General features: G+C 61.9%; 24 protein-coding genes. 14 read left to right on the top strand and 10 right to left on the bottom strand.

Going from position 1 to position 26617, the window contains the following annotated elements; genetic code table 11:
• Window positions 1-118 precede the first annotated feature (118 nt).
• The gene (locus J5N58_RS03000) at window positions 119-1798 is read left to right on the top strand and encodes a formate--tetrahydrofolate ligase (protein WP_113425058.1); all 1680 of its coding nucleotides are present in this window, start codon (window positions 119-121) and stop codon (window positions 1796-1798) included.
• A 277-nt stretch (window positions 1799-2075) separates the two neighbouring features.
• Entirely contained in the window at window positions 2076-4259 is a 2184-nt protein-coding gene (locus J5N58_RS02995; protein ID WP_244709570.1) for a TonB-dependent hemoglobin/transferrin/lactoferrin family receptor, read from the top strand.
• A gap of 60 nt (window positions 4260-4319) precedes the next feature.
• Here J5N58_RS02995 and J5N58_RS25905 read toward each other — a convergent pair whose 3' ends face one another.
• Entirely contained in the window at window positions 4320-4892 is a 573-nt protein-coding gene (locus J5N58_RS25905; RefSeq protein WP_342345977.1) for an extensin-like domain-containing protein, read from the bottom strand.
• A gap of 612 nt (window positions 4893-5504) precedes the next feature.
• On the opposite strand from J5N58_RS25905, the gene J5N58_RS02985 reads away from it, so the two are divergent.
• A complete protein-coding gene (locus J5N58_RS02985; protein ID WP_244709565.1) occupies window positions 5505-7694 on the top strand; it encodes an anthranilate synthase in 2190 nt (729 codons plus the stop codon).
• 83 nt (window positions 7695-7777) lie between these two features.
• Here J5N58_RS02985 and J5N58_RS02980 read toward each other — a convergent pair whose 3' ends face one another.
• Window positions 7778-8344, bottom strand: a complete 567-nt coding sequence (locus tag J5N58_RS02980) for a dual specificity protein phosphatase family protein (RefSeq protein WP_244709563.1) — start codon at window positions 8342-8344, stop codon at window positions 7778-7780.
• A gap of 274 nt (window positions 8345-8618) precedes the next feature.
• On the opposite strand from J5N58_RS02980, the gene J5N58_RS02975 reads away from it, so the two are divergent.
• Entirely contained in the window at window positions 8619-9536 is a 918-nt protein-coding gene (locus tag J5N58_RS02975; protein WP_113339206.1) for a cation diffusion facilitator family transporter, read from the top strand.
• Window positions 9533-9997, top strand: a complete 465-nt coding sequence (queF, locus tag J5N58_RS02970) for a preQ(1) synthase (RefSeq protein ID WP_099058503.1) — start codon at window positions 9533-9535, stop codon at window positions 9995-9997. The genes J5N58_RS02975 and queF overlap by 4 nt, the downstream gene beginning before the upstream one ends.
• Window positions 9998-10167: 170 nt before the next feature.
• Here queF and J5N58_RS02965 read toward each other — a convergent pair whose 3' ends face one another.
• Both J5N58_RS02965 and J5N58_RS02960 read right to left on the bottom strand, forming a co-directional pair.
• Window positions 10168-10740, bottom strand: a complete 573-nt coding sequence (locus J5N58_RS02965) for a HupE/UreJ family protein (RefSeq protein ID WP_112831055.1) — start codon at window positions 10738-10740, stop codon at window positions 10168-10170.
• A gap of 408 nt (window positions 10741-11148) precedes the next feature.
• On the bottom strand, window positions 11149-11646 hold the full coding sequence (locus tag J5N58_RS02960) for a hypothetical protein (protein WP_112831054.1): 498 nt from the start codon (window positions 11644-11646) through the stop codon (window positions 11149-11151).
• A 300-nt stretch (window positions 11647-11946) separates the two neighbouring features.
• On the opposite strand from J5N58_RS02960, the gene J5N58_RS02955 reads away from it, so the two are divergent.
• The 3 genes from J5N58_RS02955 to J5N58_RS02945 all read left to right on the top strand — a co-directional run bounded on the left by J5N58_RS02955 (window position 11947) and on the right by J5N58_RS02945 (window position 16917).
• Window positions 11947-13410, top strand: coding sequence for a protein adenylyltransferase SelO (locus tag J5N58_RS02955; protein ID WP_244709561.1), 1464 nt, complete (start codon window positions 11947-11949; stop codon window positions 13408-13410).
• A gap of 118 nt (window positions 13411-13528) precedes the next feature.
• Complete coding sequence (locus J5N58_RS02950; protein ID WP_112831052.1) at window positions 13529-14005, top strand: avidin/streptavidin family protein; 477 nt, start codon at window positions 13529-13531, stop codon at window positions 14003-14005.
• Between the two features lie 344 nt (window positions 14006-14349).
• On the top strand, window positions 14350-16917 hold the full coding sequence (locus J5N58_RS02945) for a GcvT family protein (protein WP_113339201.1): 2568 nt from the start codon (window positions 14350-14352) through the stop codon (window positions 16915-16917).
• 98 nt (window positions 16918-17015) lie between these two features.
• Here the strand turns inward: J5N58_RS02945 and J5N58_RS02940 are convergent, their stop codons facing one another.
• Window positions 17016-17708 (bottom strand): winged helix-turn-helix transcriptional regulator, encoded by a 693-nt coding sequence (locus J5N58_RS02940; RefSeq protein ID WP_113339200.1) that lies wholly within the window; start codon window positions 17706-17708, stop codon window positions 17016-17018.
• Between the two features lie 233 nt (window positions 17709-17941).
• On the opposite strand from J5N58_RS02940, the gene J5N58_RS02935 reads away from it, so the two are divergent.
• Window positions 17942-19057 carry an acyl-CoA dehydrogenase family protein gene (locus tag J5N58_RS02935; protein ID WP_425314450.1) on the top strand — a complete coding sequence of 372 codons (1116 nt, stop codon included), beginning with the start codon at window positions 17942-17944 and terminating at the stop codon, window positions 19055-19057.
• Between the two features lie 150 nt (window positions 19058-19207).
• Here the strand turns inward: J5N58_RS02935 and J5N58_RS02930 are convergent, their stop codons facing one another.
• A complete protein-coding gene (locus J5N58_RS02930) occupies window positions 19208-20311 on the bottom strand; it encodes a saccharopine dehydrogenase family protein (protein WP_113425054.1) in 1104 nt (367 codons plus the stop codon).
• A gap of 124 nt (window positions 20312-20435) precedes the next feature.
• Between J5N58_RS02930 and J5N58_RS02925 the strand changes: the two genes are divergently transcribed.
• On the top strand, window positions 20436-20867 hold the full coding sequence (locus J5N58_RS02925) for an Lrp/AsnC family transcriptional regulator (protein ID WP_112831047.1): 432 nt from the start codon (window positions 20436-20438) through the stop codon (window positions 20865-20867).
• Between the two features lie 171 nt (window positions 20868-21038).
• The gene (locus J5N58_RS02920; protein ID WP_112831152.1) at window positions 21039-21623 is read left to right on the top strand and encodes an ATP-dependent Clp protease proteolytic subunit; all 585 of its coding nucleotides are present in this window, start codon (window positions 21039-21041) and stop codon (window positions 21621-21623) included.
• Window positions 21624-21695: 72 nt separating this feature from the next.
• Here J5N58_RS02920 and J5N58_RS02915 read toward each other — a convergent pair whose 3' ends face one another.
• Window positions 21696-22013, bottom strand: coding sequence for a hypothetical protein (locus tag J5N58_RS02915; protein WP_112831046.1), 318 nt, complete (start codon window positions 22011-22013; stop codon window positions 21696-21698).
• An 82-nt stretch (window positions 22014-22095) separates the two neighbouring features.
• Entirely contained in the window at window positions 22096-22299 is a 204-nt protein-coding gene (locus J5N58_RS02910) for a hypothetical protein (protein ID WP_112831045.1), read from the bottom strand.
• Between the two features lie 135 nt (window positions 22300-22434).
• On the opposite strand from J5N58_RS02910, the gene J5N58_RS02905 reads away from it, so the two are divergent.
• Genes J5N58_RS02905 through J5N58_RS02895 form a run of 3 tightly spaced genes read left to right on the top strand, consistent with a single transcriptional unit; the run spans window position 22435 to window position 23953 of the window.
• On the top strand, window positions 22435-22701 hold the full coding sequence (locus J5N58_RS02905) for a type II toxin-antitoxin system Phd/YefM family antitoxin (RefSeq protein WP_112831044.1): 267 nt from the start codon (window positions 22435-22437) through the stop codon (window positions 22699-22701).
• Entirely contained in the window at window positions 22698-23144 is a 447-nt protein-coding gene (locus tag J5N58_RS02900) for a type II toxin-antitoxin system VapC family toxin (RefSeq protein WP_112831043.1), read from the top strand. Before J5N58_RS02905 ends, J5N58_RS02900 begins: the two co-directional genes overlap by 4 nt.
• A 50-nt stretch (window positions 23145-23194) precedes the next feature.
• Entirely contained in the window at window positions 23195-23953 is a 759-nt protein-coding gene (locus J5N58_RS02895) for a phospholipase D-like domain-containing protein (protein ID WP_113339198.1), read from the top strand.
• Between the two features lie 270 nt (window positions 23954-24223).
• Here J5N58_RS02895 and J5N58_RS02890 read toward each other — a convergent pair whose 3' ends face one another.
• A complete protein-coding gene (locus J5N58_RS02890) occupies window positions 24224-25462 on the bottom strand; it encodes a saccharopine dehydrogenase family protein (protein ID WP_112831041.1) in 1239 nt (412 codons plus the stop codon).
• A 38-nt stretch (window positions 25463-25500) separates the two neighbouring features.
• Window positions 25501-26598, bottom strand: coding sequence for a carboxynorspermidine decarboxylase (locus J5N58_RS02885; RefSeq protein ID WP_112831040.1), 1098 nt, complete (start codon window positions 26596-26598; stop codon window positions 25501-25503).
• Window positions 26599-26617: the final 19 nt, after the last annotated feature.

Genomic DNA, 26617 nt, shown 5'->3' with positions numbered 1-26617 from the left:
GCGGAGGTTCGCTTGCCGCTTCGTCCGGGGCGAATATTTCTTTTTCTTCCCTCCTCGTCTACGGACAATCTCCACGCTTTAATCGCTGCAAACAGGCCAAGGGGTATGGGAGCATTTTATGGGTGACGTCAGATCCGATATCGAAATCGCGCGCGCGGCACGGAAGCTGCCAATCCAGGCAATCGGCGAGAAGCTCGGCATACCCTCGGAGCAGATCATGCCCTATGGGCATGACAAGGCGAAGATTTCCGCCGAGTTCATCCGCTCGCTTTCCGCCCGGCCCGACGGCAAGCTCATCCTCGTCACCGCGATCAATCCGACGCCGGCCGGCGAGGGCAAGACGACGACGACAGTCGGTCTCGGCGACGGACTGAACCGGATCGGCCGAAAGGCGCTGATCTGCCTGCGCGAACCGTCGCTCGGCCCGTGTTTCGGCGTGAAGGGCGGGGCGGCCGGCGGCGGTTATGCGCAGGTGGTTCCGATGGAGGACATCAACCTGCATTTCACCGGCGATTTCCATGCCATCACCTCCGCCCACAATCTGCTCGCGGCACTGATCGACAACCATCTCTACTGGGGCAACGAACAGGGTATCGACAGCCGGCGGGTGAGCTGGCGGCGGGTGATGGACATGAACGATCGGGCGTTGCGCGAGGTCGTCTGTTCGCTCGGCGGCGCTGCGAACGGCTATCCGCGCGAGACCGGCTTCGACATCACCGTCGCCTCGGAAGTCATGGCGATCCTATGCCTTGCAGCCGATCTCGAAGACCTTGAACGCCGGCTCGGCGATATCATCATCGGCTACCGGCGCGACAGGAGCCCGGTGTTCGCGCGCGACATCAAGGCGGACGGCGCGATGGCGGTGCTGCTCAAGGACGCCATGCAGCCGAACCTCGTTCAAACGCTCGAAAACAATCCGGCCTTCGTGCATGGCGGGCCCTTTGCCAATATCGCCCATGGATGCAATTCGGTGATGGCCACGAAGACCGCGCTGAAGCTTGCCGACTATGTGGTGACCGAGGCGGGTTTCGGCGCCGATCTCGGAGCGGAGAAATTCTTCGACATCAAGTGCCGCAAGGCCGGCCTGAAACCTGCGGCGGCGGTCATCGTCGCAACCGTGCGTGCGCTCAAGATGAACGGCGGCGTGCGCAAGGAGGACCTCGGCGAAGAGAACGTCGAGGCGGTGACGCGCGGCTGCGCCAATCTCGGGCGTCACGTCGCCAATGTGCGGCGCTTCGGCGTGCCGGTGGTGGTCGCCATCAACCACTTCGTTTCCGATACGGAGGCCGAAATCGCAGCGGTCAGGGAATATGTATCCCGGCTCGGCGTCGACGCCATCGTCTGCCGTCACTGGGCGGACGGTTCGGCCGGTATCGAGGAACTGGCGCACAGGGTGGTTGAACTCGCTGATTCCGGCCAGGCGGCATTCAGGCCGCTTTATCCCGATGGCATGCCGCTGATGGAGAAGATCGAGACGGTGGCCTCGAAGATCTATCATGCTGCCGAGGTGACGGCGGACAAGGCGGTGCGCGACCAGCTCGCAACCTGGGAGGAGCAGGGTTACGGCAATCTGCCGGTCTGTATCGCCAAGACGCAATATTCTTTCTCGACGGACCCCAATCTGCGCGGCGCGCCCGAGGGACATGTGGTTCACGTGCGCGAAGTCCGGCTCTCCGCCGGCGCCGGCTTTATTGTCGTGATTACCGGGGAGATTATGACCATGCCGGGCCTGCCGAAATCGCCGTCTTCCGAACGGATCTATCTCAACGAGCAGGGCTACATCGAAGGCTTGTTCTGACGCCGCTTCTGCGCGGAAGACTTGCAAAGCCCCGGCAAGAAAGGGTTTTTCGCTGCGGAAGTGTTGCCGTTTTGCACGGCTTCGACCGCTCATGAAATCATGATTAAAATAATCATCTTTGTTTTGTTGACTCTAAACGTCATGTTTTATACGTGGCGATATTGAGGCGGGTAACCGCCGCTCGCCCGGATTTTGACATCAACTCGATCGGCTTGGCCCCGCACGCTCTGCGTTTCGGGGGATGGAAGGGCTTTGCCGATGAAAGGACGTATATTTCATGGTCTATCGGCATTTCAGACCGCTTCTTCTCGCCTGCTCGGCGCTCGTCGCCGTTTCTCCCGGATTTTCAGCCCATGCCCAGGATAGCAACACCGCGTCCACAGAGACGGGTGAAACCCAGCTTGAGACCATCCTCGTGAAGGGCAAGCGCGTCGCCAAGGGGTCCGTCGCCGACACGCCGCTTGCCACGCAGACGACCAAGGACGATATCGCCAAGAAGGAAATCGAGGATCTCGACGACCTCGGCAACACGACGGAGCCGGGTGTCACCTTTGTCGAGTCCACGAAGAGCGTCAATATTCGCGGCCTGGAAGACGACCGCGTGCTGACCACCATCGACGGCATTCCGATCCCCTATCTCTCGGATCTGGTGCGGGGTTCCTTCGGCGGCGCGAACAGCTACGATTTCTCGTCGCTTTCGAGCATCGACATCCTGCGGGGTGCGGATTCCAGCCGAGCCGGTTCGGGTGCGCTTGGCGGCGCCGTGCTGTTGCGCACGCTGGAGCCGGAAGACCTGATCGGCGAAGGCAAGGATTACGGCGGCATCGCCAAGACGACCTATGACAGCTCCGACCAGTCGTTCGGCGGATCGGTCGCGGTCACCAAGAAGATCGACGACACCTCCGTCCTGTTGCAGGGCAGCTACAAGAAGGGCCACGAGACGGATACCGGCGGCGATGTCGGCGGCTACGGTTCCACCCGCACCGAGGCGGACCCGGAGGATTACGACAAGAAGAACGTGCTCTTCAAGATCCGGCAGGATATCGAGGGCGGCCACCAGATCGGTATTACCGCGGAACACTACGAGTTCGATTCGACCACCAATCTGCGAAGCGAGCAGGGCAGCACCTATGCCCGCGACAATTACGATGAAATCTCCGACCTGACCCGCAATCGCGTCTCGCTCGACTATCGCTACGATGCCATTGCCGAGGACAGCCTGATCGATTCCGCCTTCGCCACGCTCTACTGGCAAAAGGCCGAGCGGGAGGAAGGAACCGACGGCTATCGCAACACTGCGCCGATCGGCGATTACAGCCGCATCAGCACCAATGAGGAAGAGGCCTTCGGCTTTGCGGGCTATGTCTACAGCGATTTCGCCACCGGCGCCTTGCAGCACAAGCTGACAGTCGGAACCGATCTGAACTTCGCGACGACCACGCAGTTCGCTGCCGGGGAGGATAGCTGCGACGTCACCTATGTCTCGAGCTGCGCCTTCTTCCACAACAATCAGGCCGATATGCCGGAAACGGACTCGAAGAAGATCGGCCTCTATGCCGAGGACCGGATCGAGATCGGCTCCAGCGGTTTCTCTCTGACGCCCGGCCTGCGCTTCGACTGGTACGACTACGACCCGCAGGAGACGCCCGGCTACGAGAACAACAGCGGCTATGCCGGCTTGCCGGACGGCCAGTCCGACTGGGCGCTTTCGCCGAAACTTCGAGCCGGCTGGCAAGTGCGTCCGGATGTCGAACTTTTCGCGCAGTTCGCCACCGGCTTCAAGGCGCCGAACGTGTCGCAACTCTATTCCAATTACGACAACGCGCCGCTCTATCGTCAGGTCGGTAATCCCGATCTCGAGGCTGAAAGCAGCTACGGCTTCGAAGTCGGCGCCAATCTCGGCGACGAGGATTTCGGCGGCCGCATCACGGCGTTTACCACCCGATACAAGGACTTCATCGACACCGAAACCGTGGCGCTTGCCGGCTACCGGCTCGGCAGCTTCGAATTCTTCAACCGCGCCAATGTCCGCATTTCAGGTGTCGAGGCACGTGGCCAGAAGAAGTTCGCCAACGGCTTCAGCGTGCATGGCTCGCTTGCCTATGCCTATGGCGAGGACCTCGATACCGACGAGATCCTGGGCTCGGTCGCGCCGCTCAAGGCGATCCTCGGCGTGGGTTATGAGACGGAAAGCTGGGGCGCGGATGCCACCCTCATCGCCTCGGCGGCGGTCAGGGACAGCTCTACCGCCAGCACCAAGCCGGCCGGATACGGCATCGTGAACCTCACGGGCTGGTGGGAACCGGAACAGGTGAAAGGCCTGCGCGTTCAGGCCGGCGTCTACAACGTCTTCGACAAGACGTATTTCGATGCGCTCGAGGTCAAGGACATCGCCAACGCTTCCGAACTCTATTCGGAGGCCGGCCGCTACTTCAAGCTTTCGCTCACTCAGAGGTTCTGAGCGGGAGCTGGAATACAAGTCCTCAGGACGGCGCCGCTTCGGCGCCGTCTTTCGTTTGCGCTAGCGGCAATAACGGAAGCCGCCGTTGCGTTCGAGAATGTCGAGATGCAGGTGGTCCTGGTGGGCGGCGTCGCTTCCCGGGGAAAGGACGGTCCGGAAATAGAGGCAGGCGAAAGCGTTCAGGCTGCGCTGGAAGGCGGCGGGCAGGTCGGATGCCTCCGGCCTGGCGATGCTCATCGGCACGATGCCCTTTTCGAACTCGAGCGACGACAGGTCGATGGCGTTGCCGCGGGCATGTTCGGAGATCTTGCCGTCGTCCGCGCCGTTTCGATTGCGGCAGGCATAGGCCGAGGCGTGATGCACAGCCGTGAGACGCCCCTTCTCCGGCATGGCAAGCCGGGCCGCCGGCTCCAGCATGTCGCGCGTCATGCGGGCGAGTTCAAGAGCGGTATCGCAGCGGAGCGTTGCTTCAGGTTCGAGCTTCACCGATCGTGAGAGGGCGGTCACAGCAATCGGCCGATCGATGCCGCATCCGTCGCCGCCGTCGATGCGGGGGAGGGGCCTGAACGCAACGCCAAGGGTCGACAATTCCTTCGTGCACGCCTCGAAGGCTGTGGGATCTTCCGCCTTCACGGGCGGTGGAGGCGTGGGTGCCGGAGCTGGAGCCGGCACCGGGGCGGGTGCCGGAGGCGATTGCGGTGGCGCGGACGGTGGCTCCGACGGCGTCGGGGATGCGGTTTCCGGTGGTGCTTCGGCGGGTTTTCCTGCCGGGTTCTTCTTCTTTTCTTCCGCTGGGGGGACCGCGGGTTTTTCCTCGGGAACAGGCGGCGTCGGGGTTGACCGTTCGGGACGCGGTTCCGGTATCGGCACGTTATCCGCAAGCGTTACGCCGGGTGCGGTTGATAGCAAGAGGCAGAGCAGCAGGGTCGTGTTTCGCAATAAGCCGTCTCCTGTGTTGCGGACAGGAGATAACGGCTAGGGAGGCGGGAAGTTTCCAGGCCTTGATTTTCTCCAACGTTCGCAGGGCTTTCGACGGGGGAGGCTCTTGCACTTGCCGCGGCATGACGGTATGAGTTTCGCCATGACGAAGCCTTTGAACATCGGTAACTGGTGGTGGGCACGCTAACGCGGCCTTGACCAGTCATGTCCAAAGACAAGTGACCCCAAAGCCGCCCGGAAAACCTGAGGCGGCTTTTTTGTATTCAGGCGCCTCGAACCGGGCCTTGAAAACGGAGAAGCAGAAGTATGGCGACGATCATTCGGGATGATGGCGGGGAAATCTACGATACCCGCGGGGGGATCCGGGTAGCCCGGCAGCGGCGGGCAACGCCTTATGCGGATGCCATCGGCAGCTATATAGATAGGCTCGACTCCCGCCGTGGGGCCGTGTTCTCGTCAAACTACGAATATCCCGGCCGCTACACCCGCTGGGACACCGCCATCGTCGATCCGCCGCTCGGCATTTCCTGCTTCGGCCGCAAGATGTGGATCGAGGCCTATAACGAGCGCGGCGAGGTTCTCCTGACCTTTATCGCCGACAAGCTGAAGACGGTGAAGGATTTGACGCTCGGCGAGCGCACCACCCGGCGGCTCGACCTCGCGGTCAACGAACCCGACCGCGTCTTCACCGAGGAGGAGCGTTCCAAGATCCCGACCGTGTTCACGGCGCTGCGTGCGGTCGTCGATCTCTTCTATTCGGATGCGGACTCTTCCATCGGCCTGTTCGGCGCCTTCGGCTACGATCTCGCCTTCCAGTTCGACGCGATCAAGCTTTCGCTGGAACGTCCGGAAGACCAGCGCGACATGGTGCTCTTCCTTCCCGACGAGATTCTCGTCGTCGACCACTATTCGGCCAAGGCCTGGATCGACCACTACGACTTCGAAAAGGGCGGTCTGACGACGGCCGGCAAGTCTGCGGAAATTCCGGCCGAGCCTTTCCAGCATACCGACACCATCCCGCCGCGCGGCGATCACCGGCCCGGCGAATATGCCGAACTCGTCGTCAAGGCCAAGGAGAGCTTCCGGCGCGGCGACCTGTTCGAAGTCGTGCCGGGGCAGAAATTCATGGAACGCTGCGACAGCAAGCCTTCCGAAATTTCCAAGCGGCTGAAGGAAATCAATCCGTCGCCCTATTCCTTCTTCATCAACCTCGGAAACCAGGAATATCTGGTCGGCGCTTCGCCGGAGATGTTCGTGCGCGTGTCCGGCCGGCGCATCGAGACCTGCCCGATTTCGGGCACCATCAAGCGCGGCGACGACCCGATCGCGGATTCCGAGCAGATCCTCAAGCTGCTGAACTCCAAGAAGGACGAGTCCGAACTCACCATGTGCTCGGACGTCGACCGCAACGACAAGAGCCGCGTCTGCGAGCCGGGTTCGGTCAAGGTCATCGGCCGCCGGCAGATCGAGATGTATTCGCGGCTGATCCACACGGTCGACCACATCGAGGGACGTCTGCGCGACGGCATGGATGCCTTCGACGGCTTCCTGTCGCATGCCTGGGCGGTGACAGTCACGGGGGCGCCGAAGCTCTGGGCGATGCGCTTCATCGAGGCCCATGAGAAGAGCCCGCGCGCCTGGTATGGCGGCGCGATCGGCATGGTCGGCTTCAATGGCGACATGAATACGGGCCTGACGTTGCGCACCGTGCGCATCAAGGACGGGATTGCCGAGGTGCGCGCCGGTGCCACGCTTCTGAACGACAGCGATCCGCATGAGGAAGAGGCCGAGACCGAACTCAAGGCATCCGCCATGATTGCGGCGATCCGCGACGCCAAGGCCGGTAACGACGCCAAGGCCAAGCGCGGCGTCGCCAAGGTCGGGCAGGACGTCAAGATCCTGCTCGTCGACCACGAAGACTCCTTCGTGCACACCCTCGCCAACTATTTCCGCCAGACGGGTGCGACCGTTTCCACGGTGCGCACGCCGGTGCCGGAAGAGGTGTTTGACCGGATGAACCCGGATCTCGTCGTGCTGTCGCCCGGACCGGGCAATCCGAAGGATTTCGACTGCAAGGCGACGATCAAGAAGGCGCGGGCTCGTAACCTGCCGATCTTCGGCGTCTGCCTTGGTCTGCAGGCGCTTGCGGAAGCCTATGGTGGAGAGCTTCGCCATCTCGCTGTACCGATGCACGGCAAGCCGTCGCGTATCCGGGTTCTGGAGCCGGGCATCGTCTTCTCCGGGCTAGCCAAGGAAGTGACCGTCGGTCGCTACCACTCGATCTTCGCCGATCCGGCGACGCTCAACCGCGACTTCATGATTACCGCCGAAAGCGAAGACGGCACGATCATGGGTATCGAACACACCAAGGAGCCGATCGCCGCCGTACAGTTCCACCCGGAATCGATCATGACGCTGGGCGGTGACGCCGGCATGAGGATGATCGAGAACGTGGTCGCGCATCTTGCCCGGCGGGCGAAGGAAAAGGCGGCCTGAGGCCGTTCATGCGTGGATTGCGGAGGCTGGGGTCCGGCCTCCGTCATGCGCCAGAGGCTTGCGGACATTTGCCTGCTGGCTTCTCAGCTATCGAGACCGATTGCCTTTTCGAAGGTCTCCCATGTGTCGTCCATGGCATAGACGGAGAGGAAGGGCAGGTTCAGATGGCCGTAGAGCGGCGAAAGCTGCCACTCCGCCGTTTCTTCATCGACGCCGGCAATCTGCTGCAGATACATGACCGAGGCGAGGCCGGTGCGGTCGGCGCCGGCGCTGCAATGGATGAGGATCGGGCCTTCCGCATTGCGCATCAGGGCTATCAACTCCCGGCTTTGCTCGACCGTCAGCATGCGTCTCGCCGACATGTGGAAATCGACGATCCCGGCATTGTGGGCATGGATGGTCTCCACTTCGCGGCGATACCATTCGCTCTGGGGGCTTTCGCCCCGCAGGTTGATGACCGTCTTGATGCCGTAACGGTCGATATAGGCGGCGAGCCTGTCCGGCGGCAGCTGGGCGGAGCGGTAGAGTTTGCCGGCGATGACCTCGTGGAAATTACCCGTGAGCTGCAGCGCTCCGAGATAGGCGCCAAGGCCAAGAGCGAGTGCACCGGCAGCAATGCCCAGCCGGCGGGCAAATTCAAAAAGCTTCATTCCGCCTTGTCCTGATCCGCGTTTCGAAACGATCTCATCGGTGGCCGGTAGCCATCCATCCCGGCGTTTCTGTGACCTGCGCCGGTCCCTGCCTTTAAAGCGGTATCGCAAGGCGTTTGAGGGCGCAATACGCGGTCGGGAAAGGCAATGGATTGACCCGGATGGGCTGATGTCCTAATGAGCACGTGCTGAACCGTCCGCGCTTGCCGCGGGCGGTTTCGTCGTTTTGGCGATGCCTTTGTGCTAATCGCTTGCAACTGCAAAGGAGAGATGGATGTCCGCCGAAAAGAATGGATTCGTCCAGCGGCTGGCCTTCTGGGGTATTCCGCTGTCGTTCGGCGTCATGGGGCTGAAACTGCTGGCCTGGTATGTGACCGGGTCCGTGGCGCTCCTTTCCGACGGGCTGGAATCCACCGTCAACGTAGTCGCGGCCTTCATCGCCTATTTCGTCATCCGCTATGCGCAGAAGCCGGCCGATGCCGATCATCCCTACGGGCATCACAAGGCGGAATACATTTCGGCGGTTCTGGAAGGCGTGCTGATCGTCGTGGCGGCGTTGCTGATCGTCAACGAAGCGGTCGGCCATCTGGCGGCCCCGGCCATGCCGGAAGCGCCGGTTCTCGGCCTTGCGATCAATGCGGGCGCCGGCCTAATCAACGGCATCTGGGCCATGACCCTCATCCGCATCGGGAAATCGCATCGCTCGCCGGCGCTTTCTGCCGATGGTCATCATATCCTTTCCGACGTCGTGACCTCTGTCGGCGTGCTCATCGGGCTGGTACTGGCGCTTCTCACCGGCTATGCGATCCTCGACCCGGCGCTTGCCATTCTGGTGGCGATCAACATCATCTTCCAGGGCTGGAAGGTGATTTCCCACTCGGTCGACGGCCTGATGGACAAGGCGGTGGAGCCAGCGGAGGAAGAGGCGATCAAGCAGGCGATCGCTGCAAACTCAGCAGGTTCCCTCGGCGCGCATTACCTGCGCACGCGCAGGGGCGGGGCCGTGACCTTCGTCGCCTTCGATCTGGTGGTGCCGGCCAAGATGACCGTTCGCGAAGCCCATGTGATCTGTGACCGGCTTGAAATGGCCATCCATAATGCGCTACCGGGCGCACGCGTCACCATTCACGTCGAACCCGAAAACGAAATGCCCCACGGGGTCGGCGTCAAAGTCCAGGAGCAAAACCCATGAGCAAGACCGATGTCAGCGGGCTGTCGCAGCTCGGAAGCAATGTCGAGGCGCCGACCAGCCCCGAGGCCGCTGTGCTGGAGCGGGTGCCGAACGGCAATGCCGGCACCGATTACGTCGTGCGTTTCACCGCGCCGGAATTCACCTCGCTTTGCCCGATGACCGGGCAGCCGGATTTCGCCCATATCGTGATCGACTACATTCCGGGCGACTGGCTGGTGGAATCCAAGTCGCTGAAGCTTTTCCTGTTCTCCTTCCGCAATCACGGGGCGTTCCACGAGGATTGCTCGATCTATATCGCCAAGCGCATCGTCGAACTGCTCGATCCCAAGTGGCTGAGGATCGGAGCCTACTGGTATCCGCGCGGCGGTATTCCGATCGACGTCTTCTGGCAGACGGGTGCCGCACCGGAAGGCGTGTGGCTGCCGGAGCAGGGTGTCGCGACCTATCGCGGACGCGGCTGAGGCTCAGCTATTGCTTGAAGGACGGCTTGTTGTGAAAGGCTAGTCGTTTCAGCAGTCTGGAGGCGGGAACGAAGACATTGATTCCGGGCCTCGCCCTGCTTGCCTGTCCCCAGGACAAACCAAAACGGCGGCTCGGGGAGCCGCCGTTTGCATGTCGGGATGAATTCGGATCAACCGAAGGCGATGGCCGCGCCGCCGAAGACGGTGGCAACGCCGAGAAGGCGGGTAACCAGCGGGCCGAGGCGCGAAAGCGCGATGCCGAGGCCGACGCCGGCTGCGTGCAGCAGGGCAGTCGAGATCACGAAGCCGAGGCCGAATTGCAGGGCGCCGGCCGAGCCGAGCTCGCCGCCATGGGCGTGGCCGTGGAACAGGGCGAAGAGGCCGACGATGGCGGCGCAGACAGCAACCGGCAGGCGGACGGCGGAAGCGACCAGCAGGCCAAGACCGATGACGGAAGCGAGGATTGCCGGCTCGACGAAGGGCAGGCCGATGCCGCCAACGGCAAGCGCGAAGCCGAGCGCCATGGTGCCGACGAAGGCTGCGGGAACGGCGATCAGCGCGCGGCCGCCGATCTGCGAGGCCCAGAGACCGACTGCGACCATGGCCAGGATATGATCGGCGCCGAACAGCGGATGGGAGACGCCGGCCATGAAGGAGCCGTGCTCTTCGGGATTGAGATGGGCGAAGGCCGGTGCAGCGGCAGCGGCAAAAATGGCAGCGGTCAGTGAAAGGCGTTTGAACATGGTTGTCCCTCTTTTTGGTCGACACGGCGCCCGGAAATCAGTCGCGCCGGCCTTCGTCTATATGTCATGCGGCAGACTAGCGTAAGGGTTTTGTGGCTGTCCATGACAAAAGACCTGCAGCGCACAATGCCGCGCGGCGCAGGCGGGTGCTGGCGGGATCGCGGCAGCGCGGGGTCGTGGCTGCGACATTCTCGGCGGCGGGATGAAAGTCGCGAACTACCAGGGATGGTGACGAGCGCTGCGCTTCCGTTGTCGTCATGCTCGGGCCTGTCCCGCTGCTGTCCACAGATTTGAACCGGACAGCAGTGGCACGAGGCCGAGTATGTGTGGATGCCTGAGATGCAGCCAGCCCGTATCGCTGCGCCATGCGAGGCTTTCTTTGGTTTGCCGACGGTGGCTCGCCCCGGTTCAGCGCTGCGGATGGGCGTTGAGCACCTCGGCGCAGCGGGAGAAGCTCAGGCCTTCGCCATCCGTGTCGTTCGAGGCGCGGATTGCAACGATATGCTGGGAGGGGTCGGCGGTGATCTGCAATTCGCAGAACAATTCTTCGTAACGCGGCGGTGCGATCATCTGCGGCTGCGGCTGATAGATGCCGGTGGTGGTCGTCTTGGTGACGGTGACGCCGGGTTTTGTTTCCCTGGTCTCGGTGCGGGTCGTCGTCTGGGCGGGCGTCGGGGTGGAATAGGTCGGTGGGATGTAGCGGGTCTTGTCGCCGCCGCGCCAGGTGTAGAGCACGTTGCCGCTTGCCATCGGAAACTCGGAGACCGGTGGACCGTACTGGGTGAAGAAGACCTCGACCGGCTGGCCGATCCAGCGGGACTGGATCACGGTGTTGGCCTCTTCCGTGGTGGTGCAGCCGGAAAGCATGACGGCGATGGCCGCAGCCGTGGCAAAGCGAAGTCTCATGTCTGATTACCCCTCTCAATCGGCAGTGTGTTGGCAGGTTCGCGATCCGGCGCGAACAGGACGATGCGTTCACCATCGCCATTGCGGGACGAGGGCGCGACGCCGAATGGGCGCCACGTTAAATATCCCGAAATCCGCGATACAATAGCTTCCCGCCTATGCACCCAGATTTGGCCGTGCATAGCGTCTTTTGGACGTTCGCGAGCGCGGCGGGTCGGTTTCTGCTTGCTCGTTGAAATACCCGCCCCATATTGGAGAAGTGGTGCAGATGTTCGGCCTGATGAACGGAGGAGATGGGACGTGTTCGCATTCGACAACAGCTACCAGCGGCTGCCGGAGCGTTTCTTTCGACCCGTCAGGCCCGCTACCGTCAGGGCGCCCCGCCTGATCCGCTTCAACGAGGCGCTTGCCGAAGAGCTCGGGCTCGATTTTTCCGGCGTCGACGATGCGCGGCTTGCCGAGGTTTTTTCCGGCAACGACCTGCCGGATGGTGCGGCGTCGCTCGCCATGGCCTATGCCGGCCATCAGTTCGGCAACTTCGTGCCGCAGCTCGGCGACGGGCGGGCGATCCTGATCGGCGAGGTGGTGGACCGCAACGGCATGCGCCGCGACGTCCAGCTCAAGGGAGCCGGCGCCACACCCTTTTCCCGCAATGGCGACGGGCGGGCGGCACTCGGCCCTGTGCTTAGGGAATACATCGTTTCCGAGGCCATGCATGCGCTCGGCATTCCGACCACACGGGCGCTTGCGGCGGTTCTGACCGGCGAGCCGGTGGTGCGCGAGACCTTGCTTCCCGGCGCCGTCCTGACACGGGTGGCGGCAAGCCATATCCGCATCGGCACCTTCCAGTTCTTCGCCGTCCGCGGCGATACGGACGGCCTTCGCGTGCTGGCCGACCATGTGATCGCCCGGCATTACCCGGAGATCGCGGAGGATGACGACAACCGCTATCTGGCGCTGCTGACGGCCGTCGCGGGGCGGCAGGCGGAACTCGTGGCGCGCTGGCTTTCCGTCGGCTTTATCCACGGGGTGATGAACACCGACAACATGGCCGTTTCCGGCGAGACGATCGATTTCGGCCCCTGCGCCTTTCTCGACGAATACGATCCGCGCAAGGTCTTCTCCTCCATCGACCAGCGCGGCCGCTATGCCTATGCCAACCAGCCCGGCATTGCGCAGTGGAACCTCGCGCGTTTCGCCGAGGCGCTGCTGCCGCTCTTTTCCGCGCGGGAGGAAGAGAGCATCGAGTCGGCGAACGCGGCGCTGGTCGAGTTCGGCCACATCTTCCAGGAGCACTGGATCGGTCTTTTCCGCCGGAAGATCGGCATTGCCGGCAACGTAGAGGGCGACGTCGAGCTGGTGAACGGTCTTCTCACCCTGATGCATGAAGGGGAGGCGGACTTCACGCTGACTTTCCGCGCTCTCGGCAAGGTCGCCGGCGGCGCGGACGACGAGGTGCTGTTCGCGCAGTTCAAGGAGCGCTGGGGTGTGGCGGACTGGCTCGAACGCTGGCGGAAACGCCATGGCGGGCGGCTGACGCCGGCGGAACGGCAGGCTTCGATGGACGCCGTCAATCCCGCCGTCATTCCGCGCAATCACCGCATCGAGGACGTAATCGCCGCAGGTCTTGCGGGCGATTTCGGGCCATTCGAACAGATGCTCGCGGCTCTGGAACGACCTTATACGGAGGACCCCGCCCATGCGGATTACGCCCTGCCGCCGATGCCCGCCGAGAAGGTGATGCGGACGTTCTGCGGAACCTGAAGATCGCCGTATTCAGGACTAAGGATTTCGACACCTGAAGCTGTGCCACCCCTGCAATTTAAAGGCGTATTAGTTCCGGGTACGTGCTAATGTGGTGATGCCAGAGGAGGGCATTGCCATGAAATCCATAGTCTTCGCCGCGGGGGTGATCCTGTCTCTATCGACAGCGGCTCTTGCCTTTTCAGAATTCGATGCGACGTCGTTCAAGGACTTTTCAAGCCTGGTTTCGACTTCGACGACATGGCAGAACCAGTCCGGTTCGACCATGACGATCACTGTAGACAGCAATGATCAGGTCAGCGGGCAATACATCAATCGTGCGTCCGGTACGGGATGCCAGAACTCGCCCTATCCGATTAGCGGTCGGGTGGACGGCAACTTCATTGCGTTTGCGGTGGCCTGGGACAACGGCACGGAGAACTGCAACTCGGTGACGGGCTGGGCCGGCTATGCGCAAGCCAGCGGTTCGACTATCGAGATCGTCACCCAATGGAATCTTGCCTACCAGGGAGGCGGCGGACCTGCGATCGAGCAGGGCAAGGATCTGTTCACATATGTGCCGGCAAAGAACACGGCATCATTTCTAATGAAATAATCCGCCGATCCGGCTGGCCGGTGAGATGCAGGACCGGAGCAGGGGATGCAATACCATCCTCCGCTCCGCATCCCGCTTCGGCAATTCCTTGATCCGCCGGTTTCAACTCCTGCGGATCATACGGCGAAAAAGACGCTAGGAGGCTCGCGGCAACAGGCGTTCGATACCCCTTCTTCCAGAGGTCCATCGATCTTCCGACAGCCGGGTGGGCTTCTCTGCCGCAGCTTGACCGATTGGGCGTCGGAAACTGGTCGTGCAGTATTTGTAGAATGTCGCATTAAGGACGCGATGACGCTTCCGGAAACCCTAAGATCGGCGCAAATCATCAATCAGGGTTTGTTCCTATGGCAGAGTTTCCGACAAAGGCTAAAGTCGTCATCATCGGGCTGGGCGGTATCGTGGGCGCCTCCGTCGCGCATCACCTTATCGAACGCGGCTGGGACGACATCGTCGGCATCGACAAGTCGGGCATTCCGACCGATATCGGTTCGACGGCGCATGCCTCCGACTTCTGTTTCATGACCAGCCATGACTTCCTGTCGGTCTGGACCTCGCTATACTCGCTCGAATTCTACGAGAAGATGGGTCACTACGCCCGCATCGGCGGCATCGAAGTCGTTCGTGCCGGCGACGACACATGGATGGAGGAAGTCAAGCGCAAGGTGACCTCCGGCAAGGCCTTCGGCACGCGCGCCAGCCTGATTAGCGCCAAGGAAGTCAAGGAGAAGTTCCCGCTCGTCGAAGAAGAGGTGGTCGCGGGCGGTCTCTGGGACCCGGACGCAGGCCTCGTCATTCCGCGTTCGCAGACGGTTGCCGGCAAGCTGGTCGACGCCGCCGAAAAATCCGGCAAGCTGCAGATGTTCGGCAATACGCCGGCAAAATCGCTGATCGTCGAGAACGGCCGCGTCAAGGGTGTCGTCACCCATCGCGGCACGATCATGGCGGATCACGTCATCGTCTGCGCCGGCCTGTGGGGCCGCCTGATCGCGGGCATGGTGGGCGAAGACCTGCCGGTCATGCCGGTCGACCACGCGCTCACCTTCTTCGGTCCCTTCAACGAGTTCGAGGGCACCGGCAAGGAGATCGGCTATCCGCTGCTGCGCGACCAGGGCAACTCCGCCTATATGCGCGACACCGGCGACCCGAAGACCACCGAGGGCGGCCAGCTCGAATGGGGCTACTACAACCCCGAAAACCCGCGCATGTGCCATCCGCGCGATTTGCTCGAAAAGGAGCAGGCGCGCCTGTCGCCCTCGCAGCGCGACCTCGATCTCGAGGCCGACGGCCTGATGGAAGGCCTGGAGCGGGCGATCGAGCTTACGCCGATCCTCGGCGAACTCGGCTACAACGAGAGCCACTCGTTCAACGGCCTGCTGCAGGTATCGGCCGCCGGCGGTGCATCCTGCGGCGAGAGCCAGAAGGTGCGCGGCCTCTGGTACTGCGTCGGCATCTGGGTCAAGGACGCTCCGGGCTACGGCAAGCTGCTGGCAGACTGGATCACCGATGGGCGCACCGAAGTCGACCATTCCTCGATCGATTTCGCCCGGTTCTATCCGCATCAGATGCAGGAAGACTTCATCCTCGGCCGTTGCTCCGAGGCTGCCTGCAAGATCTATTTCCCCGCCGTTCACCCGCGCGAACCCTATGCCACCGGCCGCAACATCAAACGCTCGCCCTTCTACGAGCGCGAAGTCGAGCTTGGCGGCTATTTCATGGAACTCGGCGGCTGGGAACGCGCCCATGGCTACAAGGCCAACGAGCATCTCCTGGAGAAGTACGGCGACAAGGTGCCGGTGCGCGAGGCGGAGTGGGACAACCGTCACTTCTGGCGCGTTTCGAACGCCGAACATCTCGCCATGAGCGAGGATGTCGGCATCATCAACCTCTCGCATTTCTACATGTTCGACGTCGAGGGACCGGATCATGTGGAACTGATGGAGTGGCTCTGCGCCGCGAAGATCGGCGGTGACGCCAATATCGGCAAGGGTATCTACACCCATTTCCTCGACGACGAGGGCAATGTCCGCGCCGACCTTACCGTCATCCGCATGGCCGATCGCTGCCGTGTCATCGACGGCGCCGACGCCGGCCCGCGCGATTTCCATTATGTAAAGCGCGTCGCCGAGGACAAGGGCTTCGACGTCACCGTTACCGATGTGTCGGAGAAATACACGACCATCGGCATCTGGGGTCCGAATGCGCGTGAAACGCTGAAGAAGGTGGTTGCCGATCCGGCTGGCCTCGATGTCGAGAATTTCGCATTCGCCGCGATCAAGCCGATCGAGATCGCCGGCAAGACGGTGACTGCCTTCCGCATTTCCTATGTCGGCGAGCAGGGCTGGGAACTGCACATGAAGTACGAGGACGGCCTTGCCGTCTGGGACGCTCTGCGCGCCACCGGCGCGATGGCTGTCGGCGTCGAGACCTATGCGAACTCCCGCCGCATGGAAAAGAGCCTGCGCTTGCAGAACGCGGACCTCACGACCCAGTACAACCTGATCGAAGCCGATCTCGCCCGTCCGAAGGTCAAGGAAGCCGATTTCCGCGGCAAGGCCAAGCATCTGGAGTACAAGGCCCGCGAACAGCAGCCGGCCATGCTCTGCACGCTGGTGATGACGGAAAACACCGATGCCAACGGCGTGAAGCGTTATCCGGTCGGCGCAATGCCGGTCATCGATCCGGCAACGGGCAAGACGCTGGTCGACAGCTTGGGCCGCATCTCCTACACGACCTCGGTCGCCTACGGCCCGACAATCGGCAAGAACATCGCGCTCGCCTACCTGCCGCAGGAATACTGCCAGGTCGGCCGCAAGCTGAATGTCGAATATTTCTGCGAGACCTACCCGGTCGAAGTCGTTGCCGTCGGCTACAAGCCGCTCTACGACCCCGAAAACCTCAAGCCGCGCAGCTAAGGCTCAAGGGTCGGATTGCAAAGGCGGAATGCATTTATGACCCGTCGGCTGAAAGGCCGGCGGGTTTTCTCTTCTTATGGGAAGCAAGTGGGGCGAACCTATTGTACCATCCGCGCAACCGGGGCGAATTTGCTGAGGCCGAGCCAGTCCTGCATGTTGCGGGCTAGGGAAGGGTCGCCCTCGATGCTGAGGTCGCCATTCTCTGTTTCCCGGCGAACGGTGGTCAGACCCATCCAGATGGCTGTCATGGAGCGAAGAGAGCTTTTCACGAGCAGGTCGAGTTCGTAGCCCGGGTCGAAGTTGCAGACGTCGGTCGTGCCGTTGTCGATCAGCAGCCACCAGCTTTTCTGGGTGGCTGAAAGTTCCGGGTACAGAAACTGTATCGTACAGCGCCGGCGGGGCAGGTGGCTGAGGTCCAGATTGCGGCGCATGTCCCACATCAAAAGCGAGGGGTCGAGGTTCTTCAGCGAGAGCCGGGATTCGATCCATCGCTGCGCCCATATGCCGAGCCCCATGATGAGGGGGCGCAGTTCCTCGCCCGATGCCGAGAGGCGGTATTCGGTGGTGCCGTTCTGCAGGCGGTCGATCACGATGACGCCGGCCTGTTCCAACTCCTTCAGGCGCTTGGAGAGCAGGGTCGGGGACATTTTCGGCACGCCCTTGCGCAGTTCGTTGAAGCGCGTTGAGCCGCACAGAAGCTCGCGGACGACAAGCGTTGTCCAGCGGGAGCAGAGAATTTCCGACGCCATCGACACCGGGCAGAACTGCCCATACCCACCATAGTCCTGCATGTGGGATCCTCCTGTGGCTGTGCCATCGGTCACAATAGTCAAAAACGGCGCGGCTGCCAATCATCCGCGCTTTCATGGGGCTTGGCCGGAAAATTGACGAGGTACATTTCCTGAACTGGATATAACCCGGCAAGGCGCGCAGACTCCTCATCGTTGCAAGTCAATAGGAGGAAAGAGACATGCACGGCATGGCTGAAACGGTGTCGGCGAGGGACGCCGGCACCGACACCGAAATGAGCATTACCGAGATCGCACGGCGCCTTGCGCCTGTTCTGGCGGAACGCGCGGCCTCACATGATGAAAACGACCGCTTCGTCAGCGAGAATTACGCTCTCCTCAAGGAGGCAGGGCTGGTCGAGGCCGGCGTGCCGGTCGAACTCGGCGGGCGTGGAGCCGAGGTCCGGGAACTTGCGGATATGCTGCGCATTCTTGCGCATGCCTGCGGTTCGACGGCGCTCGCCTTTTCCATGCATACCCATCAGGTGGCGATCCCGGCATGGCGCTGGCGTCATCAGAAGGTGTCCGTGGTCGAGCCGCTTCTGCGGCGGGTCGCGGCGGAACGCCTGATCCTTCTGTCCAGCGGCGGGTCCGACTGGATCGGCGGGTCCGGCCGGGCCGAACGGGTCGAGGGCGGATACCGTGTCACGGCGCGCAAGGTCTTCACATCCGGCGCCGAGGCGGGTGCGGTGCTGATGACCGGGGCGATCCACGAGGCGGAGGACGGGTCGCGGTCCGTCATCCATTTCGGCGCGCCGATGAAGGCGCCGGAAGTCCGGATCGACAACACATGGCGCAGCCTCGGCATGCGCGGCACGGGATCGAACGACGTCTCCATCGAGAACCTGTTCATTCCCGATGCCAATGTCGCGTTTTCCCGCAAGGCGGGCGAGTGGCATCCGGTCTTCCAGATCATCTCGACCATCGCCTTTCCGCTGATCTATGCCGTTTATCTCGGCGTGGCCGAAAGCGCGCGGGATATCGCGATGGACATGGCGCGGAAACGGCCGCCGAGCGATTGCGTGACCGAACTCGCCGGCCAGGTCGACACGGCGCTGCGGGCCGCGCAGATCGCACATCGTTTCATGCTGGATGTGGTGGAGCGAAACGCGCCGTCCGCCGATACGGTGAACGAGATCATGATCGGCCGCTCGCTGGTGGCGCAATACGCGATCAGGGCGACGGAGCTTGCGATGGAGCTTGCCGGCGGGGCATCCTTCTACAGGGCAAACGGGCTGGAGCGGCGTTTCCGCGATGTGCAGGGCGCGCGGTTCCATCCGTTGCAGTCCGGACCGCAGGCCCGCTATGCGGGTGCCATGGCGCTTGGCCAGCCGGTCGACCGGATCTTCTAGAGCATAGACAACAAAGGGGGGGCGGAGGCCGGTCTTCACGCCGGTTGCTCCGCCCCATCACGGGCTTCTCAGCCCGCCCTCTCCCCGCAGTCAAGGTGAGTGCGTTTGCAATCCCGGCGCCATGGGCGCGGGGATTGCAGGATGAGCCGATCAGCCGACCCGAGCGAGTTTCGTTGCTTCCGGGTCGTAGACGTGGCCGAAGCGGTTTGCGAGGAAATCGGAGAGGGCGATCTCTTCCTGGCGGACGAAGCCCTTGGCCGGCAGCTTGCCTTCGGCGAGCAGGTCGAGAACCGTGCAGATGCCGGCGGCGGTGGTGATCTGGATGGCGCTCATCCGGCGACCGCCGACAATGCCTGCATAGACCTTGTTGGCATAGGTTTCCTGCATGAACCGGCCGTCCTTCGTGCCGCAGACGGTGACGAAAATCACCACGACGTCCTGCATGGTGGCGGGAAGGGCGTTTTCGAACAGGTCCTTCAGGATGTCGCGGCGGTTCCGGAGGTTCAGGTCGTTCAGAAGCGCTTTGACGATGGCCTGGTGGCCCGGATAGCGGATGGTGCGGTAGTTCATCGTGCGCACCCGGCCTTCCAGCGTCTTGCAGAGCGTGCCGAGGCCGCCCGACGTGTTGAAGGCCTCGTAGGTCACGCCATCGAGGGAGAACTCCTCGCGTTCCTCCATGGCCGGAACGGTGACGAGGCGGCCCTCGACGATGGCTTCACAGGGCTCGATATACTCGTTGATGAGGCCGTCGGTGCTCCAGGTCAGATTGTAGTTGAGGGCGTTGGACGGGTATTGCGGCAGCGCGCCGACGCGCATGCGCACGCTGTCGAGGCTGTCGAAGTTCTTTGCCAGATCATGGGCGACGATGGAGATGAAGCCCGGAGCAAGCCCGCACTGGGGAATGAAGGCGCTTTCTGCGCCGGCCGACAGGGCTTCCACCTTGCGGGTCGTGGCGACGTCTTCGGTGAGGTCGAGATAATGCGTGCCGGTGCGGGCGGCGGCCTCGGCAATCGCACCCGTCAGGTGGAACGGGGCGGCCGAGAGAACGGCGAAACGGCCCTTGAGCAGCGCGTCGAGCGCGGCGGCGTCGGCAATGTCGACGACGGCGGTCGCGATCGCCGGATGGGCCTCGACGGCGGCCAGTTGCGCCTCGCTCCTGTCTGCCACGGTGACGCGGTAATCGCCGCTTTCCGCCAGCATCAGGGCGATCGCGCCACCGATCTTGCCCGCTCCCATGACCACGATGTCTTTCATTGCATGACCCCTCTTGAAATTCGTCAGATATGGACAGGATGCCGTGGTGTCTGGTCGATTCATAGTGGCGGAAAGCGCTATTCGTGGTATAAAATTGATCTAATTGCCGAATGGATTTGTCACAATGCAACTGACTGACAAGGACCGCGAACTGATCTCCCTGCTCGGCGAGAATGCCCGCATGCCCGTCGCCACCCTTGCCCGACGGCTTGGGCTTTCGCGCACCACGGTCCAGGCCCGGCTGGAGCGGCTGGAGGAAGGCCAGGTCATCACCGGTTATGGCGTCAGGCTGTCCGACAGCTATGTCAGGGACCTGATCCGGGCGCATGTGCTGATTACCATTGCGCCGAAGTCGCTTTCGGCCGTCACCAGCGAGCTTGCGGCGATCCGCGAGGTGACGGCGCTGCATTCGGTTAACGGTCCCTACGACCTGATCGCCATCATTGCGGCGCCTTCCATCGCCGAGCTCGACCGGCTGATCGACCGCATCGGCGAACTCGCGGGCGTGGAACGGACACTGTCCTCGATCATCCTGTCGACGCGGATTTCGCGCTAGGGCCAGACTGCGGCGGGGGCAGACGTTCTGAACGCGGTTTCCTGCGAAGCCTGTGGGATGCGCCGCTAACGGGCTGTTCACCGGTTCCGTGCCTTGTCTTTTTCCCGCATTGTTTTAGGACATGAGTCGCACTATGTGCGGGAGAACGAAGCCCAAGTGGAGATGATCCGGATGAACGAAGACGAAGACGACAAGAGCAAGGAACTGCCGCTCGGCAAGGAAACGGAAGCGAATCTTTTCAAGTCGCGTTCGATCTTCATCTATGGCGGGATCACCCAAGAACTGGCGCAGAAGGTCTGCACACAGCTCGTGGCGCTCGCGGCAGCCTCGGACGACGACATCCGTGTCTACGTCAATTCGCCGGGCGGCCACGTGGAGTCGGGCGATTCCATCCATGACATGATCAAGTTCATCAAGCCGAAGGTCTGGATCATCGGTACCGGTTGGGTCGCTTCCGCCGGCGCGCTGATCTATGTGGGCGTTCCGAAGGAGCGCCGCCTCTGCCTGCCGAACACCCGCTTCCTGCTGCATCAACCGTCAGGCGGTACCCGTGGCATGGCATCCGATATCGAGATCCAGGCCCGCGAGATCATCCGCATGAACGAGCGGTTGAACAAGATCTTCGCCAAGGCGACCGGCCAACCGGTCGAGAAGATCGCCAAGGATACCGACCGCGACTACTGGCTCTCCGCTGACGAAGCCAAGGACTACGGCTTGGTCGGCAAGATCATCGAGAGCCAGTCCGATATCGGCTGATCGGCTCTTCGCATCAAGACACAAAAAAGCCGCCGGTCTGTCCGGCGGCTTTTTGCATGCAGGCGATGCCGATCAGATGATCGGGCAGCCGCGGCGGTTGGCGAAGCGGATGAGTTCCGGACCGCGGCGGGTGTATCCCTCGACTGTCACCGAACGTTCGGTGACGCGCACCACCTGCGGGCGGCGCAGGCCTTCGTCGAGCGCGGCGGCGCGGGCTTCGCCCGGGCTGCAGCCGCGGTCACGGTCGCGGACGATCGGACGCACGCCATCCGGGCCGATGCGCAGCTCCAGATCCTGTGCGGAGGCAGGGGCTGCAAACGGGACTGCCAGCGGCAGCGTGGCGAGGGCGAGCGTGGAAACGAGCGCGGTGCGCAGGAATTTTGCGGACATGTTGGGTCCTCCTTCAATGTCGTGGCGGAAAAAGTCTGCCGCGGCACAAAAGTTCCCGCGCGTCAGACAGATATCGCAGGATTCAACGCCACTCGTGAAGCCGTTCGCCCATTTGGGGACGGTTCGTGACCAGCGGCAGGGCGCCTCCTGAACGCCCCGCATAAGCCAGCGCATCCGCTTCGTCGTTGAAGCCGATGAAGATCATCGACAGCGATTTCGCTTTCGGCGCGCCCTTCTTGCGATAGGCAAGCTTCACCGCGCTATGGGGAAAGGCCTGGTCCAGCACCGCACCCTCGGGCAGGGCATCGAGGTCTCGGATCTGGGTGGTAGGTGGCGGCCTCGTGGCATGGTGGGGGTGTTGTGGATCAGGGTGCGAAGACGTATATTGTGGTCTCTGGTGGTCACTCTGTGAGGTGTCGCGATGTCCAGTATCGGTGTGAAGGAAGCCAAGGCCGGATTGTCGGGGCTGGTCGATGACGCGGCCTCCGGCGAATTCGTCACCATCACCAAACATGGCAAGCCGGCGGCGGTGCTGGTCAGCGTCGAGGCGGCGGAGGCAGCCAAGCGGGCGCTCGCCAAGGACCGGCCCAGCCTTGTGGCGCATCTCAAACTGTTTCCCGCCGATGTGGATCTCGATGACGAGGTGTTTGCGCGGAACCGTCAGCCGTCACGCGAGATTGAGTTTTGAGCGGCTATCTGCTCGATACGGATGTGCTTTCGCTGCTGTCACCAGGGCGACCTGATGTGCCCGAGGGGTTTGAGGCCTGGGTGGAAGCGCAGGATCGGGCGGGGCAGATCTATCTGTCGGCAGTGTCGATCCACGAGATTGAAAAGGGTATCCGACGGCTGGAGGCGAAGGGCAACGTGCAGAGGGCGCGGGCGCTGGAGGCCTGGGTGCGGCCGCTGGTGACGCGGCTCGGGAATTTCATTCTGCCCGTGGATGCCGAGGTGGCGCGGGTATCGGGTGCGCTCGAAGCGAAGGCGATCGCGGAGGGTGCCAATCCGGGGGCGTCGGATGCGATGATTGCCGGCACTGCGGCGTTTCACGGGTTAACCGTGGTGACGCGGAATCTACGGCATTTTCGGGCATTTGGGATTGGGGTGATGGGGGTGGAGGAGATTGTTCGCTGATTGGCGACCTTCGCCTATACTGGTGTCGTTGGATCGGTGGGTGGAATCAGATGAACGAAGGTCTAAATCGACTTGAGAAGAGAATTTGGGGCGATGGTCCTGCCGAAAAGCAAGTCTTGCTACTGAAGCTATTGCACGAGTTTGAGAGTGCTCCAGCCTTTGGGACAAGTTACGTGGCAGACGCTGATTCCGAGCCTCAACGGTGGATAGCGCGTATCGGGGCCTTGCTTGCTCGCGCGAGCTTAGAACACAAGATTGCCTTCCAAAGCCAGAGGCGGACCATGATTCAATTCTGGTCTGTCGCCAGGGAGCCATTCCGCCAGCTTCTGTTGGCTGCAGCGGAAGAGATCAAGCTTGACCTGGAGCTAGACGGCCATGAGTACATTGGTCAAGTTTATGCAGGACAGCAGCAGTACAACTTTTTGAGAGACTTGAAAGAGATCATCCTAGGTGCGGAAAAAGAGGTTTTCGTTATCGATCCTTATTTTGATGGATTATCCTTTGAGACGTATCTTGGTCCTTTAGGTGCAAAATGCTCAATTAGGTTGCTGTGCGGGAAATATTCTGGCGAAGTCGCAGGGCATTTAGCAGCTTTCTCCGCGCAACATGGAGCGAAGCCTGAGCTGAGAAAGACCAAGAGCATCCATGATCGGCTAGTGGTGATCGACGGCTCTGATTGTTGGGTCGTGGGTGGTTCGATCAAAGACGCTGCAAGCAAACCGACTTACTTGGTGCCGCTTCAGCCAAACATCGCACCAGCGAAAATTGATATCTATGAAGACATCTGGCAGCAGGCGACCCCCGTTTAAGTATGCACAGTGTCTGCTACCGGATTCCGCTGCGATTTTGGGGCGGTCGATGCTCCCTGCAACATAGTGCAATCCGTCCTGTTACGCCTTCTGCCGGGATCTGCCGTGGCGTAACCACGCTCGACCTCAGCGCCTGCCGCCAACGCCAGCAGATCCTCGGGACTTCGCCCGAGGATGACGACCGTCGAGGCTTTTGGGCCAACGAATAACCCCGCCAGATCGCTCCGGCGGGGTCCACATTCCCTCAATCCTCAAGCGCTATCCGCGCTCTCAGAACTCCACGGCCCGATCGCCATCCTCGTCCTGGATACGCGTCGGCAAACCGATCTTGTTGAGCAGATTGATGAACGGCTTCGGCGGCAGTTCTTCGACGTTGGCCATCTTCTTCACGTCCCATTCGCCTGTCGCGACCAGCATGGCGGCGGCGACCGGGGGGACGCCGGCGGTGTAGGAGATGCCCTGGCTGCCCACTTCGTTATAGGCTTGCTTGTGATCGGCCACGTTGTAGAGGAAGACGGTCTTTTCCTCGCCGTCCTTGAAGCCCTTCACGTAGTCGCCGATGCAGGTCTTGCCTTCGTAGTTCGGGGCAAGCGAGGCCGGATCGGGCAGGCAGGCCTTGACGACCTTCAGCGGCACCACTTCGGAACCGTCGGCGAGCTTGACCGGCTGTTCGGAGAGGAGACCGATCGACTTAAGGACGGTGAAGACGTTGATGTAGTGATCGCCGAAGCCCATCCAGAAGCGCACGTCGGCGCCGTCCATGTTCTTGGCCAGCGAATGCACTTCGTCATGGCCGCAGAGATAGGCGCGGCGGGTGCCGACCACCGGCAGGTCGTAATCCTTGCCGATCTCGAACATCTTGTTGACCTTCCACTCGCCGCCCTGCCAGGAATAGACGACGCCGGTGAATTCGCGGAAGTTGATTTCCGGGTCGAAATTGGTGGCGAAGTATTTTCCGTGGCTGCCGGCATTGATGTCGACGATGTCGACGTCGGTCACCTTGTCGAGATATTCGTCCTTGGCGAGACGCGCATAGGCGTTCACGACGCCCGGATCGAAGCCGGCGCCGAGGATGGCGGTGATGCCCTTTTCAGCGCATTCTTCCGCACGCTTCCACTCGTAGTTTCCGTACCACGGCGGGGTCTCGCAGATCTTGTTCGGCTCTTCATGGATGGCGGTGTCGATATAGGCGACGCCAGTGTCCATGCAGGCGCGCAGCACCGACATGTTCAAGAAGGCGGTGCCGACATTGATGACGATTTCAGTGCCGAGCTTCTTGATGAGCGCCTTGGTGGCTTCGATGTCGAGGGCGTCGAGCGCGTGGCCTTCGAGCACGCCCGGCTGCTTCATGGCCTTCTTCTCATGGACCGACGCGATGATCTTGTCGCACTTGGCCTTGGTGCGCGAGGCGATGTGGATGTCGCCGAGCACATCGTTGTTCTGGGCGCATTTGTGCGCCACGACCTGGGCGACGCCGCCGGCGCCGATGATGAGCACGTTCTTCTTCATGATGGGGACCAACTCCTTATGTCCAATCGTCAGAAGCCTTACGAGAGGCTTTGTTCGTAGTCCGCGTAGGAAAATTCACGGACCGTTCTGATGCTGCCATCCAGTTCGCGGATGGCGATTGCCGGCATTTTCACGCCGTTAAACCAGTTTTTCTTGACCATCGTGTAGCCGGCGGTGTCCTGGATCGAGATGCGGTCTCCGACATTCAGTTCGTTTTCGAAATTGAACTCGCCGAAGATGTCGCCGGCCAGGCAGGACTTGCCGCAGACCATGTAACGATGCGGTCCCTGGTTGGGATGAACCTTCGCGCTTTCACGATAGATCAGCAGATCCAGCATGTGCGCTTCGATGGAACTGTCCACCACGACAAGGTCCTTGCCGTTGTAAAGCTTGTCGAGAACGGTCACTTCGAGCGTGGTCGACCTGGTGATCGAGGCCTCGCCGGGCTCCAGATAGACCTGAACGCCGAATTCGCCGGAGAAACGCTTGAGGCGTTCGGCGAATTTCGTGAGCGGATAGTTGTCGCCGGTGAAATGGATGCCGCCGCCGAGCGAAACCCAGTCGGCCTTTTTCAGGAGGGGTGAAAACTTTTCCTCGATCTGGCCGAGCATCTTGTCGAACAGGTCGAAATCGCCGTTCTCGCAGTTGTTGTGGATCATGAAGCCGGAGATCATGTCCATGACCGGCTCGACCTTGGCCACGTCCCATTCGCCGAGGCGGGAGAAGGGGCGCGCGGGGTCGGCGAGATCGAAGCTCGACGAGGAGACGCCGGGATTGAGGCGAAGCCCGCGGACAATGCCCGAGGACTGCTTCTCGAAGCGCTGCAACTGTCCGATGGTGTTGAAGATGATCTTGTCGGCGTGGGACACGACCGCGTCGATCTCGTAATCGGCATAGGCGACCGAATAGGCATGCGTTTCCTTGCCGAAGCGCTCGTGGCCGAGACGGACTTCGTTGAGCGAGGAGGAGGTCGTGCCGTCCATATAGTCGCGCATCAGGTCGAAGACCGACCAGGTGGCAAAGCATTTCAGCGCGAGCAGCGCCCTGGCGCCGGAGAGTTCGCGCAGTTTCGCGATCTTCTCCATGTTCTGCAGGAGCTTCGACTTGTCGATGAGGTAGTAGGGAGTCTGGATCAAGGCTCTATCCTTCGTGAAC

Source organism: Paenirhizobium cremeum (assembly GCF_022884085.1).
In the GTDB taxonomy this organism is placed as follows: Bacteria; Pseudomonadota; Alphaproteobacteria; order Rhizobiales; family Rhizobiaceae; genus Allorhizobium; species Allorhizobium cremeum.
Note: the sequence above shows the minus strand (reverse complement) of the source record. Positions and strands in the feature narration are given on the sequence as shown.

Excerpts from the sequence above, each read along its gene's own strand:
- J5N58_RS03000 (WP_113425058.1), top strand. The coding sequence starts at position 119 with ATGGGTGACGTCAGATCCGATATCGAAATCGCGCGCGCGGCACGGAAG.
- J5N58_RS02995 (WP_244709570.1), top strand. The coding sequence starts at position 2,076 with ATGGTCTATCGGCATTTCAGACCGCTTCTTCTCGCCTGCTCGGCGCTC.
- J5N58_RS02985 (WP_244709565.1), top strand. The coding sequence starts at position 5,505 with ATGGCGACGATCATTCGGGATGATGGCGGGGAAATCTACGATACCCGC.
- J5N58_RS02980 (WP_244709563.1), bottom strand. The coding sequence starts at position 8,344 with ATGAAGCTTTTTGAATTTGCCCGCCGGCTGGGCATTGCTGCCGGTGCA.
- J5N58_RS02975 (WP_113339206.1), top strand. The coding sequence starts at position 8,619 with ATGTCCGCCGAAAAGAATGGATTCGTCCAGCGGCTGGCCTTCTGGGGT.
- queF (WP_099058503.1), top strand. The coding sequence starts at position 9,533 with ATGAGCAAGACCGATGTCAGCGGGCTGTCGCAGCTCGGAAGCAATGTC.
- J5N58_RS02965 (WP_112831055.1), bottom strand. The coding sequence starts at position 10,740 with ATGTTCAAACGCCTTTCACTGACCGCTGCCATTTTTGCCGCTGCCGCT.
- J5N58_RS02960 (WP_112831054.1), bottom strand. The coding sequence starts at position 11,646 with ATGAGACTTCGCTTTGCCACGGCTGCGGCCATCGCCGTCATGCTTTCC.
- J5N58_RS02950 (WP_112831052.1), top strand. The coding sequence starts at position 13,529 with ATGAAATCCATAGTCTTCGCCGCGGGGGTGATCCTGTCTCTATCGACA.
- J5N58_RS02945 (WP_113339201.1), top strand. The coding sequence starts at position 14,350 with ATGGCAGAGTTTCCGACAAAGGCTAAAGTCGTCATCATCGGGCTGGGC.
- J5N58_RS02940 (WP_113339200.1), bottom strand. The coding sequence starts at position 17,708 with ATGCAGGACTATGGTGGGTATGGGCAGTTCTGCCCGGTGTCGATGGCG.
- J5N58_RS02935 (WP_425314450.1), top strand. The coding sequence starts at position 17,942 with ATGAGCATTACCGAGATCGCACGGCGCCTTGCGCCTGTTCTGGCGGAA.
- J5N58_RS02930 (WP_113425054.1), bottom strand. The coding sequence starts at position 20,311 with ATGAAAGACATCGTGGTCATGGGAGCGGGCAAGATCGGTGGCGCGATC.
- J5N58_RS02925 (WP_112831047.1), top strand. The coding sequence starts at position 20,436 with ATGCAACTGACTGACAAGGACCGCGAACTGATCTCCCTGCTCGGCGAG.
- J5N58_RS02920 (WP_112831152.1), top strand. The coding sequence starts at position 21,039 with ATGAACGAAGACGAAGACGACAAGAGCAAGGAACTGCCGCTCGGCAAG.
- J5N58_RS02915 (WP_112831046.1), bottom strand. The coding sequence starts at position 22,013 with ATGTCCGCAAAATTCCTGCGCACCGCGCTCGTTTCCACGCTCGCCCTC.
- J5N58_RS02905 (WP_112831044.1), top strand. The coding sequence starts at position 22,435 with ATGTCCAGTATCGGTGTGAAGGAAGCCAAGGCCGGATTGTCGGGGCTG.
- J5N58_RS02895 (WP_113339198.1), top strand. The coding sequence starts at position 23,195 with ATGAACGAAGGTCTAAATCGACTTGAGAAGAGAATTTGGGGCGATGGT.
- J5N58_RS02890 (WP_112831041.1), bottom strand. The coding sequence starts at position 25,462 with ATGAAGAAGAACGTGCTCATCATCGGCGCCGGCGGCGTCGCCCAGGTC.